Below are 18,055 nucleotides of genomic sequence, written 5' to 3' on the forward strand. Positions count from 1 at the left end.
CCGCCCCCGCGGTCACGGCCATCTCCGCAGCTCCGGCGTGCCGAGGATCGCCGACCTGAGGCGCGAGCGGTGCAGGCCCGTGTTCCCGTAGGCCGACGCGAGCGACCAGACCCGGGCGAGCCACAGCCGCAGGTCGAGCTCGTCGGTGTAGCCGACGGCCCCGTGGACCTGGAGCGCCACCCGGGCGGCACGGTCGGCCGCCTCGCCCGCGGCCGCCTTGGCCGCGCTGACGTCCCGGTCGGCCGAGGGCAGGTCGCGGTCGGTGGCGAGCGCCGCCGCGTAGACGAGCGGCGCGGCGAAGTCGATCGCGATGGCCACGTCGGCGAGCTGGTGCTTCACCGCCTGGAACGTCCCGACCGCCGTGCCGAACTGCCTGCGCGTCCTCGCGTACGCGACCGTCGTCTCCAGCAGGTGCCGGGCCAGCCCGATGAGCTGCGCCGCGACCGCGACGGTCACCCCACGCAGGGCGCCGGGCGCGGCGTGCGCCAGGCGGGTGCCCGGCGAGGGGTCGAAGGCGACGGCGAACAGCCTGCGGACCGGGTCCACACCTGGCTGGGGCGTGAGCCGCACACCGGCCGCCGGCACCGCGTACACCTCGCCGTCCTCCTCGATGATCAGCAGGTGCGCGAGGTCGGCGTCCGGGGCGTACACCTGGTCGCCGAGGCGCACGCTCACGATCGTCGTGCCGGCCGCGACCCTCGGCAGCGCGGACGAGGCCGCGGCCGGGCCGGCGGCCAGGAGTACGGGCGCGGCGGCGACGGTCTCGGCCACCGGGCCGGGCAGCGCGGCCCTTCCGGTCTCCTCGAAGGCCAGCACCGCGTCGGTCACCCCGAGCCCCATCCCGTCGTGGCGTTCCGGCACCAGCATCCCGAACAGCCCGGCCTTCGCCAGGTGCGGCCAGGCGGGCGTACGGTCGCCGTCCAGCCCCGCGTCCCGCACGGCCCGTGGAGGGCAGTGGGCCCGCAGCACGTCCCTGACAGTGGCCGCGAGCGCGAGCTGGTCGTCGCTGAACGCGAAGTTCATCGCGGCAGCCCGAGGACGCGCTCGGCGATGATGTTCCGCTGGATCTCGTTGGTGCCCGCGTAGATCGGGCCGGCGAGGGAGAACAGGAAACCGTCGAGCCACCGCCCCCCGTCCGCGCAGTCGGGGGCGCCGCCGGAGAGCAGCCCGCGCTGGCCGAGGAGCTGGAGGGCGAGGGTGTGCATGCGCACGTCCAGCTCGGACCAGAAGACCTTCCCCATGCTGGACGCCGAGCCGATCTCCTCTCCCGCGGCGAGCCTGCGGGCGGTGCCGAAGGTGTGCAGCCGGTAGGCCTCGGCGTCGAGCCAGGCCCGCGCCACCTGGTCGGCGAGCACGGGATCGGGGTTGAGCGTGCGCGCCAGCCGTACGAGGCGGTCGGCGGTGGCCAGGAAGCGGCCGGGGCTCCGCAGGGTGAGGCCGCGCTCGGAGGAGGTCGTGGCCATGGCGATGCGCCAGCCCTCCCCCGGCGCGCCGAGCACCTGGTCATCCGGGACGAAGACGCCGTCGAAGAACAGCTCGGCGAACCCGTGCTCGCCGTCGAGCTGGGCGATCGGGCGGACGGTGACGTCCTTGAGCGGGAACATGAAGTACGTCAGGCCCCGGTGGCGGGCCGACCCGGGGTCCGACCTGAACAGGCCGAAGCCCCAGTCGGCGTACCCGGCCCGGGAGCTCCAGGTCTTCTGCCCGTACAGCCGCCAACCGCCGTCCACGCGCTCGGCGCGCGAGCGGAGCGAGGCCAGGTCGCTGCCGGCCTCGGGCTCCGACCAGGCCTGGGCCCAGACGTCGTCGGCCCGGGCCATCCTGCCGAGGAACCTCTCGCGCTGGGCGGCGGTCCCGGTCGTGAACAGGGTGGGCGCGAGCAGGAAGATGCCGTTCTGGCCGACCCTGCCGGGCGCGCCCGCCGCCCAGTACTCCTCCTCGAAGATCAGCCACTCCACCAGGGACGCGTCCCGCCCGCCGTACTCGCGTGGCCAGCTGACGACCGAGTAGCGCTCGGCGGCCAGCAGGCGCTCCCACTCCCGGTGCGCCTCGAAGCCCTCGGCGGTGTCCATGGAGGGGAGCGGGGGGTCGGGCACGTGCGCCGCCAGCCAGCCGCGCACCTCGGCCCTGAAGTCCTGCTCCGCCCGCGTGAAGTCCAGATCCACGTGTCCTCCGTAGCTCGCGCGCCCAACCAACCTAGCGCACGCTTGGTGATCCGGCCAGGGCGGACCGACGCACCCTCCCTGTCGCGAGTAGCGCTGCCAAGCAATTGCTTGCTTTGATCAATGCGCCTCGCTAGCGTTCGCACCACAGCCATGGAGCCAAGGACGGAGCCCGGCGGATGTTGATGCGCGCAGCCGTACTGACCGCGTTCGGGGCCGAGATGGAGATCCGCGACATCGAGATCGCCGCCCCCGGCCCGGGCGAAGTGCGGGTCAAGATCGCGGCCTCAGGCGTGTGCGGCTCCGACATCAAGGCCCTGGACGGCAAGAGCCCCGTCGTGCGGCGCCCGCCCTTCGTCCTCGGCCACGAGAGCGCGGGCGTGGTCGAGAGCGTCGGCGCGGGCGTGACCGCCGTCCGGCCGGGCGACCACGTCATCGTCGCGATGAACGGGCCCTGCGGGCGCTGCCGCGAGTGCGGCGCCGGCCGGTTCCACCTGTGCGGGGACCCGGCCCGGATGGCCGCCATCATGGGCACGATGGGCGACGGCACCACCCGCCTGAGCGTCGACGGCACCCCCGCCAGGACGATGATCGGCATCGGCTCCTTCGCCGAGTACGCCGTGGTCGGCGAGCGCATGTGCGTCAAGATCGGCAAGGAGGCGCCGATGGACGTGATGTGCCTGCTCGCCTGCGCGGTGGTCACCGGGGTCGGCGCGGTGCTCAACGTCGCCGAGGTGCGGCCGGGGTCCAGCGTCCTGGTGGTCGGCTGCGGCGGCGTCGGGCTCAACGTCATCCAGGGCGCCGTCCTCGCCGGGGCCACGACGATCATCGCGGCGGACGTCGCCGAGCAGAAGCTCGGGCTCGCGGGCAGGTTCGGCGCGACCCACACGATCCTGGCCGACGACCTGCCAGGGCGGGTGGGCGGCATCGTGCGGGGCGGCGTCGACTACGCCTTCGACGTCACCGGCGTGGCGGGCGTGCTCGGCACGGCGTTCGCGGCCACCAGGCCAGGGGGCACGACGGTCATGGTGGGCAGCCCTCCCGCGGGAAGCTCCGTCGGCGTCGAGGCCTCGCTGCTGTTCGCCTCCCGCCGCCTCATGGGCACCCAGGGCGGCGACGCGGCCCCCGTCAGGGACCTGCCGATGCTGGCCGAGCAGTACCTCAGGGGCCGTCTCGACCTGGACGGCCTGGTGAGCGAGCGCGTCCCCCTCGACCAGATCAACGAGGCCGTCGAGCACGTACGCCGGGGCGCCGTCGCCCGCAGCGTCATCGTCTTCGACTGAGGCCGCGGCGCCGGACCCCCCTGCCGGGTGGGCGGCCCCCTCGCCGTGACGCACCCAGGGCCGGTACTGTCGGGCATCGGTTCGGCGGGCGGGAAGCGGGTGCCATGGCGGCGGAGTTCGAGCTCGGCGACTACATCCTGGTGCAGGACGGCAGGACCCTCGAGGTCTTCCAGCGCACGCTGTCCGAGAGCATGCGCTATCACGTGGCGTTCCTCGGAGTCGACGTGCAACCGCGCGGCGACGAGTTCAGGGTGCGTCTCGGCGCCAAGAACGGAGACGACATCGTCAACGGGGTGCGGCTCCGGATGGACTCCGAGCAGTTCGCCGGTTTCCGTGAGTTCATCGCCCTGGCCATCGCGGCCCGCGACCGTACGGACGTCCCGTAACGGCGAGGATGTCAGAGCCCGGGCAGCCGGGCCGCGTTGTATGCCGGCCGTACGGAAGCCACCCGGGCGGGCGTCAGGCAAGCCCCCGCCTCGGCTCAGGGGCGGCCGGTGGTCACGAGCTCCTTGCCGTGGCCGGGCGTCACCGGGCGCTCGTCGTCGTCCTCGGCGTGGTCGGCGATGGACAGGTTGGGCAGGATCCGGTCGAGCCACGCCGGGCACCACCAGTTGAGCCTGCCGAGGAGCACCATCGTGGCGGGGACGAGCAGCCCGCGGATGACGGTGGCGTCCACGGCGATCGCGACCGCGAGCCCGACGCCGAACACCTTGACCAGCGGGTCCGGGTAGGCGATGAACGCGACGAACACCACCACCATGATCAGCGCGGCGGACGTGATGACCCGGCCCGTCGCGCCGAGTCCCTCGGCGACCGCGCGCCGGTTGTCCCCCGAGCGCAGGTACGCCTGGCGGACCGAGGTCAGCAGGAAGACCTCGTAGTCCATGGACAGCCCGAACAGCACGGCGAACAGCATGAGCGGCACGTAGGAGTCGATGGGCACGGTGAAGAAGAGCGTCGTCAGGAACGAGCCGTCCATCGACACGGGCGGGTCCATGCCGACCAGGCCGCTGCCGAGCCCGTAGGAGAAGACGATCGCCAGCGCGCCGAACGCCGCGCCGAGCGAGATGAGGTTCATCAGCGCCGCCTTGGCCGCGACCAGAGGCGCGCGGAAGGCGAGCAGCAGGAGCAGCGCGCTGAGCAGCACGACGACGCCGATCACGGCCGGGGTGCGCTCGGCGATGCGGTCGCTCGCGTCGGCCATGCCCGCGACCTCGCCGCCGACGTGCAGCCGCGCTCCGGGCACGTCCAGGCCGCGGACCGCGCGCACCACCTCACCCGCCCGCGGGTCACTCGGGGCGTACTCGGTCACCACCTGGAACAGCACGGACGTCCCCGAGGAGTTGATCTTCTCGGGCGCCACGTGCGCGACGCCGGGGACGTACGTCAGCCGGTTCTTCAGGTCCCTGACCACGGGGGCGGGCGGGTCGCCGGCCGCCACCTTGGCGTCCAGCTCGCCGACGACGATCAGCGGGCCGTTGCTCCCCGGGCCGAAACCGGTCTGCATCAGCTCGTACGCCCGCCGGGCGGGCTGCCCGCGATCGGCGTAGCCGTCGTCCACGGTGCCGAGCTTGAGCGCGAGGGCCGGGGCGGCGAGCGCGCCGAGCACGACAGCGGACACCGCGAGCACCCGCCACGGGCGTCGCGCGACCCAGGTGCCGAGCCTGGCCCAGCCGTTCTCCGGGGAGTGCGCGCTGCGGCGCCGGGGACCGACGAACGGCAGGCGCAGCGCGTTGATGCGATGGCCGAGAAGGCCGAGCAGCGCGGGCACCAGGGTGAGCGAGGTGAGCACCGCGCACACCACCGAGATGCCGGTGATCCAGCCGAGCGTGCGGAGCATCGGGAAGCCCGCGAGCATGAGCGCGGTGAGCGCGATCACGACGGTGCCCCCGGCGAACAGCACGGCCCCGCCCGCGCCCGCGGTCGTGCGGCGGACGGACTCCTCGACGGGCACACCGTCGGCGAGCAGCTTGCGGTGCCGTGACAGCAGGAACAGGGCGTAGTCGATGCCCACACCGAGCCCGATCATGGATGCCATGACCGACGCCTGCTTGGGCACGTCCACGATGTGGCCGAGCACACCGATCACGCCGAGGCCCACGCCGAGGCTGATGATCGCGGTGAAGACGGGCACCAGTGCGGCGACGAGCGTGCCGAACGCCAGGAGCAGCACCAGCAGGGCGCACGCGACGCCGATGATCTCGCTGGACCCGGTCTTGATCTCCTTGTCGGCGGGGGTCGAGTTGTCGGCGGGCACCGCCTCGATGCCGATCTCCCGAACGGGCTGCGCCGCCTCGGAGATCTGCCGCGAGGTCTCCCCCAGCTTGCTCGAATCGTTGCCGGAGAGCCGGACCGTGATGAGGCCGATCACCAGGTTGGACGAGATCCCGCCCGCGCGGTACGGCGTGTCCACCTGGACCACGTGGGGCACCCGTCGGACCTCGGCCGCGGCCCTCTCAACCGCGCTCTTCCGCTCGGGGGCCAGCAGCGAGCCGTCCTTGGAGTACAGGACGAGTTGCACGGTGCCGCCGGGGTCGTACCCCGGGCCGAAGCCGTCGCGCATGAGGTCGTGGGCGCGCTGGGCGTCCGTCCCCGGGATGGAGGCGTTGCTGTTGACCGGACGGCCGAACACCACCGTGCTCAGCGTGAGCGTTCCCGCCAGGATGATCCACACCGCGAGCACGACGCGGCCGTGGCGCGCGCACCAACCACCCAATCGACCAAGCAAGCTAGCCATCGGTGACCGTCCCAGACACTATTGATTAATTCGGAACATACGTGAAACGTCCGGTTCTGTACGGCCGTGCAGGACGTCCGTTTAAGAGCTTAGGCGCGATTATCCTGAAATGCTCCATCGCGCTGAGAAGTGAGACCATGACCACATTCGACCGTGGCAGTGACACCCGTAGCCGGATCCTCGCCGCCGCGCGCCAGCTGTTCGCCGAGCGCGGCTACGCCGCCACATCCCTCGCCGACATCGCCGCCCGCGTCGGGCTGACCAAGACGGCGGTGGCCTACCACTTCCACCCCAAGGACAAGCTGGCCGCCGAGCTGATCGCACCGGCGGCCGACGACCTTCTCGCGCTGCTCGGCGGCGATTTCGGCACCGATCCGCGCGAATTCATCGAGCCGCTGACGGATTTCGTGGTACGCCACCGGGCGGTGATAAGGCTGCTGATGGAAGATATCGGCGGAGCCGACGACGCCCCACCCGGTTCCCCGGGAGAGACCATCCGCGCCTTCCGCGACGAGATCTACGACCGGCTCGCCGGGCCGTCACCCGACAGCGCCGCCCGCGTCCGCGCATGGGCGGTCATGGGCTCCCTGCAGTTCGCCGTGGTGAAGACCATGGACCTCCCGCAGGAGACCGTGCGAGGGCTGCTCCTCGCCGCCGCCCTCGCCGTCCACGAAGCGGCCCTGGCCGGCGACCAGGGCCGGTGACGCGTGGACAAGCCCCCCACCCCCGCGGACCCCCCTGAACGACCCGGATCCACCTTCGGCACCGAGTACCGGCCGGAATCCGCCGCCCCGGACCCCGCCGACCGCCCGGCGGTCCTGCGCCAGTTGGAGGCCGCGCTGCTGCGCCCGCCCGTGACGCTGCTGATCCACGGCGAGGCCGGCATCGGCAAGACCCACCTGCTGGCCGAGACCGAGGCGCTCGCCAGGTCCATGGGCTACCGCGTGCTCCACGGCCAGGCGCGCGACTTCGGCAGCGGCCTCGCCTTCGCCTCGCTCGCCGACGCGCTGGGCCCCCTCCACGCCGACCCGGCCGCGCGTGAGCCGCTCAAGGAGCTGCTGGACGCCATCGACCAGGCCGCGCTCGGCATCACCGGCGCCGCCCCGGCCGTCCGCACCGCCAACCTGCTGGAGGGACTGCCGGGCCGTACGTTCCTCGCCATCGACGATCTGCACCTGGCCGACGCCGACACGCTCGGCGTGCTGTCCTACCTCCCCCGCCGCGTGCGCGGCCTGGCCGTCGCCGGCACGGCGCGACGTCTGCCCGCGATGGACGCCGACCTGGCCGTGCGGCTCAGCCCGCTGTCGCTCGACGAGGTGACCGAGCTGGTCACCGGCCTGCTCGGCCGTACCCCGAGCGAGTCGACCCTGCGCCGCGTCCACGACGAGAGCCGGGGCAACCCGTGGTTCGTCCGCGAGGCGGTGCTGACGCTCGTGCAGGGCGGCGCGGTCCAGTCGGCCTACCCCGGCCCTCGCAGGGGCGCCATACTGAGCCGCCTGTTCCAGCGCGACCAGGGTGGCAGGAACCTCGCCAAGGTGCTCGCCGCGCTGCGCCGTACCCGCCCGGCCGGCATGGCGGACCTCGACGCGCTGGCCGAGGTCGCCGGGCTCGACACCGGCGAGGCGGAACGCGCGTTCGACGGGCTGGTGCGGGACGGCCTGGTCGTGGACACCGGCGACGGCACCTACGAGTTCGCCCACCCGCTGGTCGCCGAGGCCCTGTACGCCGACCTCGGCCCGGCCGAACGGCGCCGGGTCCACACCCGCATCGCCGAGCTGCTGCACCGGCAGGGCCTCAGCGGGACGCGCCGGGTCCTGGAGTGGGCCACCCACCTCGCCGAGGGCGGCACGAGCGCCCAGGCGCTGCCCGCCATGCTCCGCGCCGCCGAGCTGACCCGCTGGACCGCGCCGCTGTCCGCCGGCCACTGGTACGGCAGGGCCGCCGAGCTGGCCCCGCCCGGGGAACGCGGCGTGCTGCTGGCCAGGCAGGCGCTGTCGTACTGGAAGGGCTCCCGCCCCGTGGACGCGCTGCGCGCCGGACGGACGGCCCTCGCCGTACTGCCCCCGGGACGCCGGCACACCCGCACCGCGCACACGATGGTCAACGCCGCGCACTCCATGGGCCAGTACGAGACGGCGGTGTCCATCGCCACCGAGCAGCTTCCCTTCGCCGACGATCCCGCCGCCCTGCTCGCCCAGCGGGCCGTGATCAGCACCCAGCTCGGGATCGACTCCGCCGAGCTGGTGGAGCAGAGCTGGCGGGCCCTCCCCGGGTGCCCTTCCGAGGACCTGGTGATCGCCCTCAGCGCCCTGGCGGGCGACGCGATCATCAAGGGGCGGTGGGAGGAGACCGAACGCGCGCTGGACACCCTGCTGTCCGCCTCGGCCGCGCTGCCCCCGGCCGGACGGCTGGCCGCGCTGGAGTCGGCGGCGCACATCCTCGCCAGCGCCGGCGTCCGCACCCGTACCCTCGGGCTGCTGTCCGAGGCCGAGGCGATCTACCGGGGGCTCGGGTGGCACAACATCGCGGGCCAGCACGTCCGCACCATGGCGGTGGTCCGGCGCCTCGGCGGCGAGTGGGAGCACGCCCTGCGCGACATCCGCTCGGACGCCGTCGCCCTCACCGAGGCCGGGCTCTGGGAGAACGTGGCGCTGCTGCGCAACATCGAGCTCGACATCCTGCTCGACCAGGGACGCTACGACGAGGCCGAGCCGCTGCTCGCCGACCCGCCGCCCAACTGCGTCCTGCAGCTGTCGCTGCGCGCCATGTTCAAGGCCAGGCGGGCGCTCGGCCTCGGAGACCGCGCGACGGCCGCCCGGCTGCTGGACGAGGCCATGGCAGGCGGCCCGCCGGACGTCGCGCATCGCGTCCTGACCATCCGCGTGGCCATGCACGGCTTCGCGGGAGAGCTGGAGCCGGCCCGCGAGGCAGCCGTCGCGCTGGCCGAGGTCGCGCGCACCGGCACTCCCCGGGCGCGCATCACCGCCGAACTGGCGGCGGCGGGCGTCTTCCACGACGCGACCCGGGCCGAAGCCGTACTGGAGGCGGCCAGAGCGGACGGCCTGAAGTTCGAGGAGGGCCGGGCACGCCTCGTACTGGGAGCCCTCGGCGACGGCGCCCAGCTCGTACGGGCGCACGGGATCTTCACCGACCTCGGCGCGGCGCCGTGGCGCGAGCGCACGGCCAGCCGCCTCAGGGACGCCGGTATCATCCCGTCCCCCGCTCCCGTGCTCACGCCGGTCGAGCGACGCGTCATCGAACTGGTCGCGGGCGGCCTGTCCAACCCCCAGATCGCCGACGAGCTGCACTACAGCCGCAAGACGGTGGAGGTATACCTGTCCCGCGTGTACGCGAAGACCGGCCTGCACTCCCGCGTCGAACTGGCCCTCGCGTACGAACGCGGCGAGGTGTGAACACCTCGGTCTATCGAACCGGCGGTTCGGGCCGCCGCAGCTCCAGCTCCTCCGGCAGTTCGGCCTGCCGCAGGAGCAGGAGGTCCTCGCCCCAGGCGTCCAGTACGGCGCTGTGGCCGGCGGCGCGTACGTGTGGTTCCAGGTCGAGGAAGAGCCGCCGGGCGGTCTGCGGAGCTCCGTGCGACAGCACTGTCGCAAGGAGCGGCGGCAACCTGTCGTGGCGCCACGAAGGCGGGCCGAGGGGATGGTGCCGCAGCTCCCAGCCGAGGTACTTGTTGTAGGGGCGGACCCGCTGGTGCAGGGCGAACACGCAGGTCAGGAAGGGAGGAATGCTCTCAGCCGCGTCCAGGCGGGCTTCGGTGCCGCGCCCGTCCCTGTGGTTCTTCAGCCAGCGGTAGGCGGCGTTGACGAACTCGCCGAGGGACGCGGCCACCGTCCCGAGGGCTTCCTCGGGTGACAGCGCCCCCTTGGCGGACACCAGCTCACCGATCAGGCCGTCCGCCCGATCCTTGAGGACACGGGCGTGGGTGAAGGAGTACCTGTTCCACTCGCACCCGGATCCCGGCAGCGCGTGCGCACGGAACTCCTCCAAGGGCATGACCACGATGTCCAACCGGGAATCGCGGCGCTCCTCGATGGACGTCCCTCCATCGGCGGTGACCAGATAGACGTCATAGTCGGACCGCCCCGTGGCCATACCCCGCCGCGCCTGCGACCCACTCAGAACGGCCCCCACGACGGCCGGATCGGCACTGACCCGGGCAACCAGCGCAGCGAACTCCTCCCCCGCCGACGAACCGCTCACCCCACAACTCCAGCACTCCCCACAAGGCGCGGGCAACGGGTTATCCAGGCAGGACGCGATCTCACCCAGGTCACCGCCGACCTTTCCCAGAGCCTGCGGCTCACCGGGGTGCTGCTGGTGCCCATCGCCGCGGGCACCATCGTCCTCGGCCCGCGGCTGACCACGCTGCTGTTCGCCCACGGCAACGCCTCGCCGGCCGCGGCGCAGCTGACCGGATCGGTGCTGGCCGCCTACGGGCTCGCCCTGGTCCCGTTCGCCGCCTACCAGATCATGCTGCGCGCCTTCTACGCCCTCGGCGACACCCGGACACCCGCGCTGATCAGCGTCGTGGTCTCGGGCGTCACCATCGCGGCATGCCTGCTGACCACGAAGCTCACTCAGGGCCCGAATCTGGTCATCGCGCTCGCCCTCTGCACCGCCATCGCCTACGCGGCCGGCCTCCTTCTCACCGCCCAGCTACTACGCCGCCGGATCGGCCGCGTCGACGGGCACCGCCTCCTCCGCTCGCACACTCGAATGCTCGCCGCCGCGTTCCTGGCAGCGGCCTCCGCCGCCGGTGTGGTCCACCTTCTCGGCCCCGCCACAGGCCCCGCCACCGACCCCGCCACCGGCCCCGCCTGGTCCGGCTCACTCCTCACGGTCCTCACCGCGAGCGCCGTCGGGGCATGCCTGTACGCACTCGCCGCACGCGGCCTCCGCATCACCGAGTTCACCACGCTCACCTCCGCACTGAGAACCGGCCACAGCTGACGACGGCCGGAATCGGGCTCCAAGCCCGCGAACACCCTCCAAGCCCGCGAACACCTGTAAGACCTGGCGGGGAGGTTCATGTTCGAGGGTGTGGGCGGGGGCGGTGTCCGAGGTAGGTGTAGGCCCAGCGGTCCTTTCCGGTGCGGCGGCGTTGGTAACGGTCGGGGTGGCGGTAGCGGTCGCGGTTGTGGAACTGGCAGGCCGGTCCGAGGTTGGCCAGGTCGGTCGGCCCGCCGTCGGCCCAGCCGTCGGCGTGGTCGATCTGGCACATGGTGGCCGACAGCGGACACCCGTCCACCCAGCAGGTCGCATACCGGGCGATCACCGCCCGCCGCTGGGCCGGTGTGGCGAGCCGTACCTTGCGCCCCATGTCCAGCACCTGCCCGTCGGCGTCCATCACGATCCGCACCAACGCCGACGTACGCGCCAACCGGTGCACATCACCCACCGGCAACAACTGCCCGGTAGCCGCCAGCAGACCAGGAAACCACCGATCACCCCGATACCCGCACGTCCCGCACCCCTCAGCACCCCCTCCGAAAGACGCGGCAGACCCCACAGACCTCATGTCGCGAACACCGCCACCCGCCGGGACGTCGAGGCGGGTGGCGCCGTCCGCGGGGACGCTGTGGCCGGGCATGCCACCAGCCGGGACGCTGTCTCGGGTGGTGCTGTCCGCGGCGGTGCTGTCCGCGGCGGTGCTGTAGGCGGTGGACGGGGGAACGGGATGGCCGTCGTTGTCGTCGGGGAGGGAGTCGGCGTTGACCAGTACCAGCAGCTCGGTGGTGATCTTCTGCTCCAGCAATGCCATGAACGCATCAGCATTGCGTACACGCAGCGGACGATCATCACCCTCAGCCCGGGGCTTGGCGTAGGCATCCAAAAACGTCCTCAACCGGGCAGCCGCCTCACGCGGCAGCCGGAACTCTCCCTCCATCCCACCCGAAGCACTCGCACGCACGATGAGGAACCGAGCCGCGTGATCGGCCTCCACCTCCCCGGCCACTCCATCGGGGACCAGCACCTCGCTCAGATAGCGGCCCGCCCGGGCGACCTCGACCGGTGTCGCCTGATCGGCCAGCGCGACCAGGATCGGCTCGGCGAGCCGCGCGTGCTCATCACTCAGCCGCGCGGTGGCCGCGCAGATGGCCGACACCATCCCCTCGGCCAACCTCCCCGACGCGAACCGATCCCGCACCACCGGCAACCGCCCCAGCTCCACCGCCAGCCCTACCAGATGCCCCGCCCCGGGCATGCTCATCCCGCACCCCGACCGCAACCACGTCTTGGTCGAGGCATGACCCCTGCTCCTGGCCTCGCCCGCCGCATGCACCCGGCCCACCCGGCCCGCGATCGCCGAAACCAGCCGATCGCGCGCCACCACCAACTCCTCCACCTCAGCAGCACAGACCGCCGCCGACTCCGGCACCCCCGCCACCGCCAACGCCTCCGCGGCCTCCCGCACACACCCCACCAACGCCCACGACGCCCGACCGCCCGCCGATTCCTGGCCATCCTGGCCATCCTGGCCATCCCGGTCACCCCGGCCACCCCGGCCATCCCGGCCATCCCGGCCACCCCGGCCATCCCGGCCACCCGGGTCGTCCCGGTCGCCCCGGTCTATGTCAGCCGACTCCGGCCCGTCGGGCCTGTCGGCATGTGGCTTCAGGTCATCCCGGTCCAGCCCTTCCGGGGTCTCGGGATGCGAACTCTCGGCGTGCAGGTCGCTCAGGGGGTCGAAGTCGTGTGCGGCGGAGCCGTCACAGGACCAGCGCGAGGAACGCGCCACCACCGCCGCCCACCACTCAGGGCCAAGCACATCCCCGCCCCCCGAGCCAGAGCGCGGGTGCGAGGACGGGTGTGACCGCGCTCGACCGAAGCTGTACACATCCGCCATCCGCCATCACCCCTCGCCAATTCGAAAGCTTGTACGAATGCTTTCATATTCTCGAGTCGCCCACAACCGATTCCCGGCAAGAATAAGTAGCCCAAATGCGATATCAATTCCAAAAATTGCGAAGTGATTAAATGCAGGATATTAGCGGGATCTGACCGATTCATCCACGACTGACCAGCGACATCGCCACACCTGCACAAGGCACCACCTGCATCACCACCGCTAAACGTCATCCGTGCGGCCGAATGGGGCAGGCTTGAATTCGTCGGCCACTCGCGGCGGCACCTCGTCAGCCGGGAATCCGGCTGCGGCACGTTCTGAACCGGGCACCGGACGCTTGGCTTCACCTATCCTCTACGGCCGCCGATTTGTAGCGGTTGGCGAGGGTGTTGAGGAGGGTGCGGAGTTCTGGGGGGTCGATGACGGTGAAGGGGACGTCCAGGGTGCCCAGGAAGGCCGCGAGGTCGTGGAGGGTGTCGGTCCCGGTCTCCAGGACGCAGCCGTGCTCGCCGTCGGCACTCAGCAGCCCGGCCGACGGTGTGATGCGTTCGCCCATCGTCTCGACGGGGGCGTGCAGCCGTATGCGGGCCTGATGCTTCCAGGCGGTCGAGCCCACGCCGCGCATCACGTGCGCGGCGGCGTCGCCGCCCGGTGCCTCGCGTGGTGTGAAGCGGGGGCCGTTCGGGGTGCGGGGACGGATGCGGTCGGCGCGGAAGGTGCGCCAGTCGCGGCGGTCGCAGTCCCAGGCGAGCAGGTACCAGCGGCGGCCGGTGTGGACGAGGCGGTGCGGCTCGACCACGCGGGCGGTGCCCGTCCCGTCGTGGTCGAGGTAGTCGAAGCGCAGCCGTTCGTGGTCGCGGGTGGCGGTGGCGATGGCGGTCAGGGTCTCCGCGTCCACGGTGGGGCCGCGCCTGGTCACCGAGACCGTGGCCGCGCGCAGCGCGTCGATGCGGCGGCGCAGCCGCGAGGGCAGCATCTGCTCAAGCTTGGTGAGCGCGCGCAGCGAGGTCTCCTCGATGCCCGTCACGGTGCCGCCGGCGGCGGCGTGCAGGCTGACGGCGACCGCGACCGCCTCCTCGTCGTCGAGGAGCAGCGGCGGCAGGGCCGCGCCCGCGCCGAGCCGGTACCCGCCCGCCGTCCCGGTCGTCGAATGGATCTGGTAGCCGAGGATGCGCAGGCGTTCGATGTCGTTGCGGACGGTCCTGGTGGTGACGCCGAGCCGACCGGCCAGGTCGGCACCTGACCAGTCGGGCCGCGCCTGGAGCAATGACAGCAACCGCAGCAGCCGTACCGAGGTCTCCAGCATTCTCCGATTCTCCCAGCCGTTGAGGAACCGTACGTTCCTCAACGGCTCCTAATGTGTCCGATGTACACCGACAAGGGAGCACACATGCTGCGAGGACTCACCACCGTGAACTACTGGGCCGACGATGTGGCGGCGGCGGCCGAGTGGTACGCCGAGTTGCTGGGCGTCGAGCCGTACTTCAACCGCCAGGGACCGGACGGACGGCCGGCGTACATCGAGTTCCGGATCGGCGACTACCAGCACGAGCTGGGCATCGTTGACAGCCGCTACTCGCCGAGCGGACCGGCGGCCGGACCGGCCGGTGTCATCATGTACTGGCACGTCGACGACCTGACGGCGGCTCTGGACAGGCTGCGTTCCATGGGGGCGAAGGACCACGAGGCTCCCACCGAGCGCGGCCCGGGGTTCGTCACCGCCTCCGTGGTCGATCCCTTCGGGAACATCCTGGGCATCATGTACAACGCGCACTACCTGGAGGTTCTGGGCTCCCGGCCTTAGTCGTGCGGCCCGGTTCCCGAAGAGCGACCCGGTGGTCGTCCGACGGTCCGGAGACGGTAAAGATCCAAGGAGTAGGGAACTCCCTACTGCTCTGGCGGCGCCGTACGCGACAGGCTTGCCCCATGACAACGCCGATCCTCGACCATGCGGACAGTGTTTGGGGCGGGTCGGTGACCCCGCAGGAGGTGCCGCTGCGGGACCTGCGCTCGAGGGGGGTGCAGGAGGTGGCCGAACGCGTGGTCATGTGGCCCGCGTTCGGCAACGTCTACGGCATCCGGGGCGATGGCGGCCTGGCTCTGTTCGACACCGGCAACAACGTGGACGCGCGGAACATGCACGCGGCCATGAGGGCCTGGTGTGATGAGCCAGTCCGCTACGCCGTCTTCTCCCACGGGCACTTCGACCACGTCGCGGGCATGGACCCCTTCGACGCCGAGGACGGCCCCCGCCCGAGCGTCATCGCGCACGAGAACGTCGCCGCCCGGTTCACCCGGTATGCCCGGACGGCGGGCTACAACACGGTGATCAACCAGCGGCAGTTCGGCTTCACCAGCCTGACCTGGCCGACGGCCTACCGGCAGCCCGACCTGACGTACCGCGACGAGATGCGGGTCTCGCTCGGCGACGTCACCTTCGAGATGCACCACGCGCGCGGCGAGACCGACGACGCCACCTGGGCGTTCCTGCCGGAGCGCGGCGTGCTGCTGACCGGTGACCTGTTCGTCTGGGTCACCCCGAACGCCGGGAACCCGCAGAAGGTGCAGCGGTACCCCGACGAGTGGGCGGTCGCGCTGCGGAAGATGGCCGCCCTGGACGCGGAGGTGCTGCTGCCCGGCCACGGCCTGCCCATCGCCGGGGCGGGCAGAGTACGGCAGGCGCTGACCGACACGGCGGACTACCTGGACAGCCTGGTCGAGCAGACGCTGGAGATGATGAACGCGGGCGCCCGCCTCGACGAGATCATCCACACCGTGAAACCCCCGGAGGCGCTGGCCGGCCGTCCTTACCTCCAGCCGCACTACGACGAGCCGGAGTTCGTCGTGCGCAACGTCTGGCGGCTGTACGGCGGCTGGCACGACGGCAACCCCGCGCACCTCAAGCCCGCGCCGGACGCGGTGCTGGCCTCGGCCCTCGCCGAGCTGGCCGGAGGTGCCCCCGTTCTCGCCGCGCGAGCCGCCACCGCGGCGGCGGACGGGGACCTGCGGCTGGCGTGCCAGCTCGCCGAGCTGGCCATGCAGGCCGACCCGGGCGACCACAAGGTGCACGAGATACGGGCGCGCGTCTACACACTCCGCGTGCAGCGGGAGACCTCGACCATGTCGCGCGGGGTCTACACCTGGGCCGCCGCCGAGTCGAGGAGCGTCACCACCCACAAGGACCTGCTCGACGTGTACCACGAGATCGCGAGCGGGCAGATGTGGTGGGTGCCCAGGGCTCAGAGCAGCGAGGAGTAGCCGTCGAGCACCGGCAGCACGGTGTCGGCGGGCGCGGCCGGGAGGCTGCACACGACCTCCTCGATGCCGAGGCCGGCGTAGTAGTCGAGCTTCCCCCGGCTCGGCACGGTGCCGAACGGGATCACCCTGACCGTCGCCGGGTCACGTCCGGCCTTCTCGTACGCCTCGCGAAGGGCCGGCAGCGCGTCCTTCACGCCCTTGCCGCCTATCGGTATCCAGCCGTCGGCGTACTCCGCGACGTGCGCGAACATCTTCGGGCCCGCCGCGCCCCCGATGTAGACCGGCGGGCCCGCGACCGGCTTCGGCCACGACCAGGACGGTTCGAAGCGCACGTGCCGCCCCTCGAAGCCGGCGACCTCCCTGCTCCACAGCTTCTTCATGGCCAGCACGTGCTCGCGGGCCACGTCACGGCGCGAGCCGTACGGAACGCCGTGGTCCTCCATCTCCTCGACGTTCCACCCGAACCCGACACCGAGCACGAAGCGCCCGCCGGAGAGGTGGTCCAGGGTGGCGACGGCCTTGGCCGTGACGATGGGGTCGCGCTGGGCCGCCAGCATGATGCCCGTGCCGACGGTGAGGCGCTCGGTCACGGCCGCCGCGTAGGCGAGGGCGACCAGCGGGTCGAGGGTCCGCTTGTACTCCTCCGGCAGCACGTCCTGCCCGGCGGCGGGCGGCGTCCTGCGGGAGATGGGGATGTGGGTGTGCTCCGGCACGTAAAGCGACGCGAAACCGCGCTCCTCGGCCGCTCGTGCCAGATCGGCGACGGGCATAGCCTGATCGGTGGTGAACATCGTGACGCCCAGCCGCATGACGCCGTCCTCTCCGTGACGAACCCCGCGTGGCTAAACAAGCGATTGCTCGGTTAGCATTCCTAGGGTAGCTTGCCTGGCGGGAAGTCCTCATAGGAAGGGCGCTCATGGCATTCGCCGATGTCGACGGCGTGCGGCTGTTCTACACAGATGACACAGATGGCACAGGTGCCAAGGACGACACCGGCGACGGCTCGGTGCTGCTGCTCGTCCACGGCTGGGGTTCGGACTCCCACGAGTGGTCCCACCACATCCCGAAGCTCCGCGAGCGGCACCGCGTCATCGCCGTCGACCTCCGAGGACATGGATACTCCTCCTCCCGCGACACCGGCAACACCCCGCGCAGGATGGCCGCCGACCTCGCCGAGCTGCTCACCGGGCTCGGCACGGGCCCGGTCGTCGCCGTCGGCCACTCCATGGGCGGCCAGGTGGTCTCCCACCTGGCCGTGGAGCACCCCGAGGCGGTGCGCGCGCTGGTGACGGTCGACCCCGGGTACGGGTTCGCCGAGCCGGTCGCCTCCGGCTTCCCCGCGATGGTGGCGGCCCTGCGCGACGGCGACACGGGCGCCGTGGCCGTCGAGATCGACCGCTGGTCGTACACGCCCGCCACCCCCGCCCTCATCAGGGAATGGCACCGCAGGCGCACGCTGGCCACGCCGCCCCACGTGCTCGTGGAGGCGTTCGAGGCGATGTTCGCGGCGCCGGGCGCGATCGGGGTGCGGCCCAACTCCGACGGCTACCTGGCACGCAGGGGCTGCCCGGTGCTGAGCCTCTGGTTCGATCCCGGCCAGGCCGCCTGGGAGTCCGGCCTGTTCAAGGACCCCCGCTCGCGGACCGTGGTCTGGGAGGGCAGTGGCCACCGGCTGCACGAGGAACGCCCGGCGGAGTTCCTCCTCGTCGTTCACAACTGGCTGAAGGCGCTCGCCGGCGCTCGCGCGTGA

Annotated in this window: 15 protein-coding genes; 8 read left to right on the plus strand and 7 right to left on the minus strand. The window is 72.0% G+C overall.

Annotated elements, in window-relative coordinates; translation table 11 throughout:
• Window positions 1–12: 12 nt before the first annotated feature.
• Entirely contained in the window at window positions 13–1,023 is a 1,011-nt protein-coding gene (locus tag ACOZ38_RS35475) for an acyl-CoA dehydrogenase family protein (protein ID WP_424535386.1), read from the minus strand.
• Window positions 1,020–2,165, minus strand: a complete 1,146-nt coding sequence (locus ACOZ38_RS35480) for an acyl-CoA dehydrogenase family protein (RefSeq protein WP_424535387.1) — start codon at window positions 2,163–2,165, stop codon at window positions 1,020–1,022. Before ACOZ38_RS35480 ends, ACOZ38_RS35475 begins: the two co-directional genes overlap by 4 nt.
• Window positions 2,166–2,341: 176 nt before the next feature.
• On the opposite strand from ACOZ38_RS35480, the gene ACOZ38_RS35485 reads away from it, so the two are divergent.
• Window positions 2,342–3,445 carry an alcohol dehydrogenase catalytic domain-containing protein gene (locus ACOZ38_RS35485; RefSeq protein ID WP_424535388.1) on the plus strand — a complete coding sequence of 368 codons (1,104 nt, stop codon included), beginning with the start codon at window positions 2,342–2,344 and terminating at the stop codon, window positions 3,443–3,445.
• Window positions 3,446–3,549: 104 nt separating this feature from the next.
• Window positions 3,550–3,831 carry a hypothetical protein gene (locus ACOZ38_RS35490; protein ID WP_424535389.1) on the plus strand — a complete coding sequence of 94 codons (282 nt, stop codon included), beginning with the start codon at window positions 3,550–3,552 and terminating at the stop codon, window positions 3,829–3,831.
• Between the two features lie 95 nt (window positions 3,832–3,926).
• On the opposite strand, the gene ACOZ38_RS35495 is transcribed toward ACOZ38_RS35490, so the two are convergent.
• A complete protein-coding gene (locus ACOZ38_RS35495) occupies window positions 3,927–6,182 on the minus strand; it encodes an MMPL family transporter (RefSeq protein ID WP_424535390.1) in 2,256 nt (751 codons plus the stop codon).
• A 137-nt stretch (window positions 6,183–6,319) separates the two neighbouring features.
• Between ACOZ38_RS35495 and ACOZ38_RS35500 the strand changes: the two genes are divergently transcribed.
• Both ACOZ38_RS35500 and ACOZ38_RS35505 read left to right on the plus strand, forming a co-directional pair.
• Entirely contained in the window at window positions 6,320–6,886 is a 567-nt protein-coding gene (locus tag ACOZ38_RS35500; RefSeq protein WP_424535391.1) for a TetR/AcrR family transcriptional regulator, read from the plus strand.
• Between the two features lie 3 nt (window positions 6,887–6,889).
• Window positions 6,890–9,595: an ATP-binding protein gene (locus ACOZ38_RS35505; RefSeq protein ID WP_424535392.1), complete on the plus strand. Its 2,706-nt coding sequence runs from the start codon at window positions 6,890–6,892 to the stop codon at window positions 9,593–9,595.
• A 10-nt stretch (window positions 9,596–9,605) separates the two neighbouring features.
• Here the strand turns inward: ACOZ38_RS35505 and ACOZ38_RS35510 are convergent, their stop codons facing one another.
• Window positions 9,606–10,400 (minus strand): hypothetical protein, encoded by a 795-nt coding sequence (locus ACOZ38_RS35510; RefSeq protein WP_424537221.1) that lies wholly within the window; start codon window positions 10,398–10,400, stop codon window positions 9,606–9,608.
• A gap of 42 nt (window positions 10,401–10,442) precedes the next feature.
• Between ACOZ38_RS35510 and ACOZ38_RS35515 the strand changes: the two genes are divergently transcribed.
• Window positions 10,443–11,150 carry a lipid II flippase MurJ gene (locus tag ACOZ38_RS35515; RefSeq protein WP_424537147.1) on the plus strand — a complete coding sequence of 236 codons (708 nt, stop codon included), beginning with the start codon at window positions 10,443–10,445 and terminating at the stop codon, window positions 11,148–11,150.
• Window positions 11,151–11,226: 76 nt separating this feature from the next.
• On the opposite strand, the gene ACOZ38_RS35520 is transcribed toward ACOZ38_RS35515, so the two are convergent.
• Both ACOZ38_RS35520 and ACOZ38_RS35525 read right to left on the minus strand, forming a co-directional pair.
• Window positions 11,227–12,615 (minus strand): DUF222 domain-containing protein, encoded by a 1,389-nt coding sequence (locus ACOZ38_RS35520; RefSeq protein ID WP_424535393.1) that lies wholly within the window; start codon window positions 12,613–12,615, stop codon window positions 11,227–11,229.
• A gap of 775 nt (window positions 12,616–13,390) precedes the next feature.
• Window positions 13,391–14,353 carry a helix-turn-helix transcriptional regulator gene (locus ACOZ38_RS35525; protein ID WP_424535394.1) on the minus strand — a complete coding sequence of 321 codons (963 nt, stop codon included), beginning with the start codon at window positions 14,351–14,353 and terminating at the stop codon, window positions 13,391–13,393.
• An 84-nt stretch (window positions 14,354–14,437) separates the two neighbouring features.
• Between ACOZ38_RS35525 and ACOZ38_RS35530 the strand changes: the two genes are divergently transcribed.
• Window positions 14,438–14,851, plus strand: a complete 414-nt coding sequence (locus ACOZ38_RS35530; RefSeq protein WP_424535395.1) for a VOC family protein — start codon at window positions 14,438–14,440, stop codon at window positions 14,849–14,851.
• 122 nt (window positions 14,852–14,973) lie between these two features.
• Entirely contained in the window at window positions 14,974–16,305 is a 1,332-nt protein-coding gene (locus ACOZ38_RS35535; protein WP_424535396.1) for an alkyl sulfatase dimerization domain-containing protein, read from the plus strand.
• On the opposite strand, the gene ACOZ38_RS35540 is transcribed toward ACOZ38_RS35535, so the two are convergent.
• Window positions 16,287–17,114: an LLM class F420-dependent oxidoreductase gene (locus ACOZ38_RS35540; RefSeq protein WP_424535397.1), complete on the minus strand. Its 828-nt coding sequence runs from the start codon at window positions 17,112–17,114 to the stop codon at window positions 16,287–16,289. The genes ACOZ38_RS35535 and ACOZ38_RS35540 overlap by 19 nt on opposite strands.
• 107 nt (window positions 17,115–17,221) lie before the next feature.
• Between ACOZ38_RS35540 and ACOZ38_RS35545 the strand changes: the two genes are divergently transcribed.
• On the plus strand, window positions 17,222–18,055 hold the full coding sequence (locus ACOZ38_RS35545; protein WP_424535398.1) for an alpha/beta fold hydrolase: 834 nt from the start codon (window positions 17,222–17,224) through the stop codon (window positions 18,053–18,055).

Origin of the sequence: Sphaerisporangium viridialbum (assembly GCF_049674955.1) — a bacterium.
GTDB classification, from domain to species: Bacteria; Actinomycetota; Actinomycetes; order Streptosporangiales; family Streptosporangiaceae; genus Sphaerisporangium; species Sphaerisporangium viridialbum.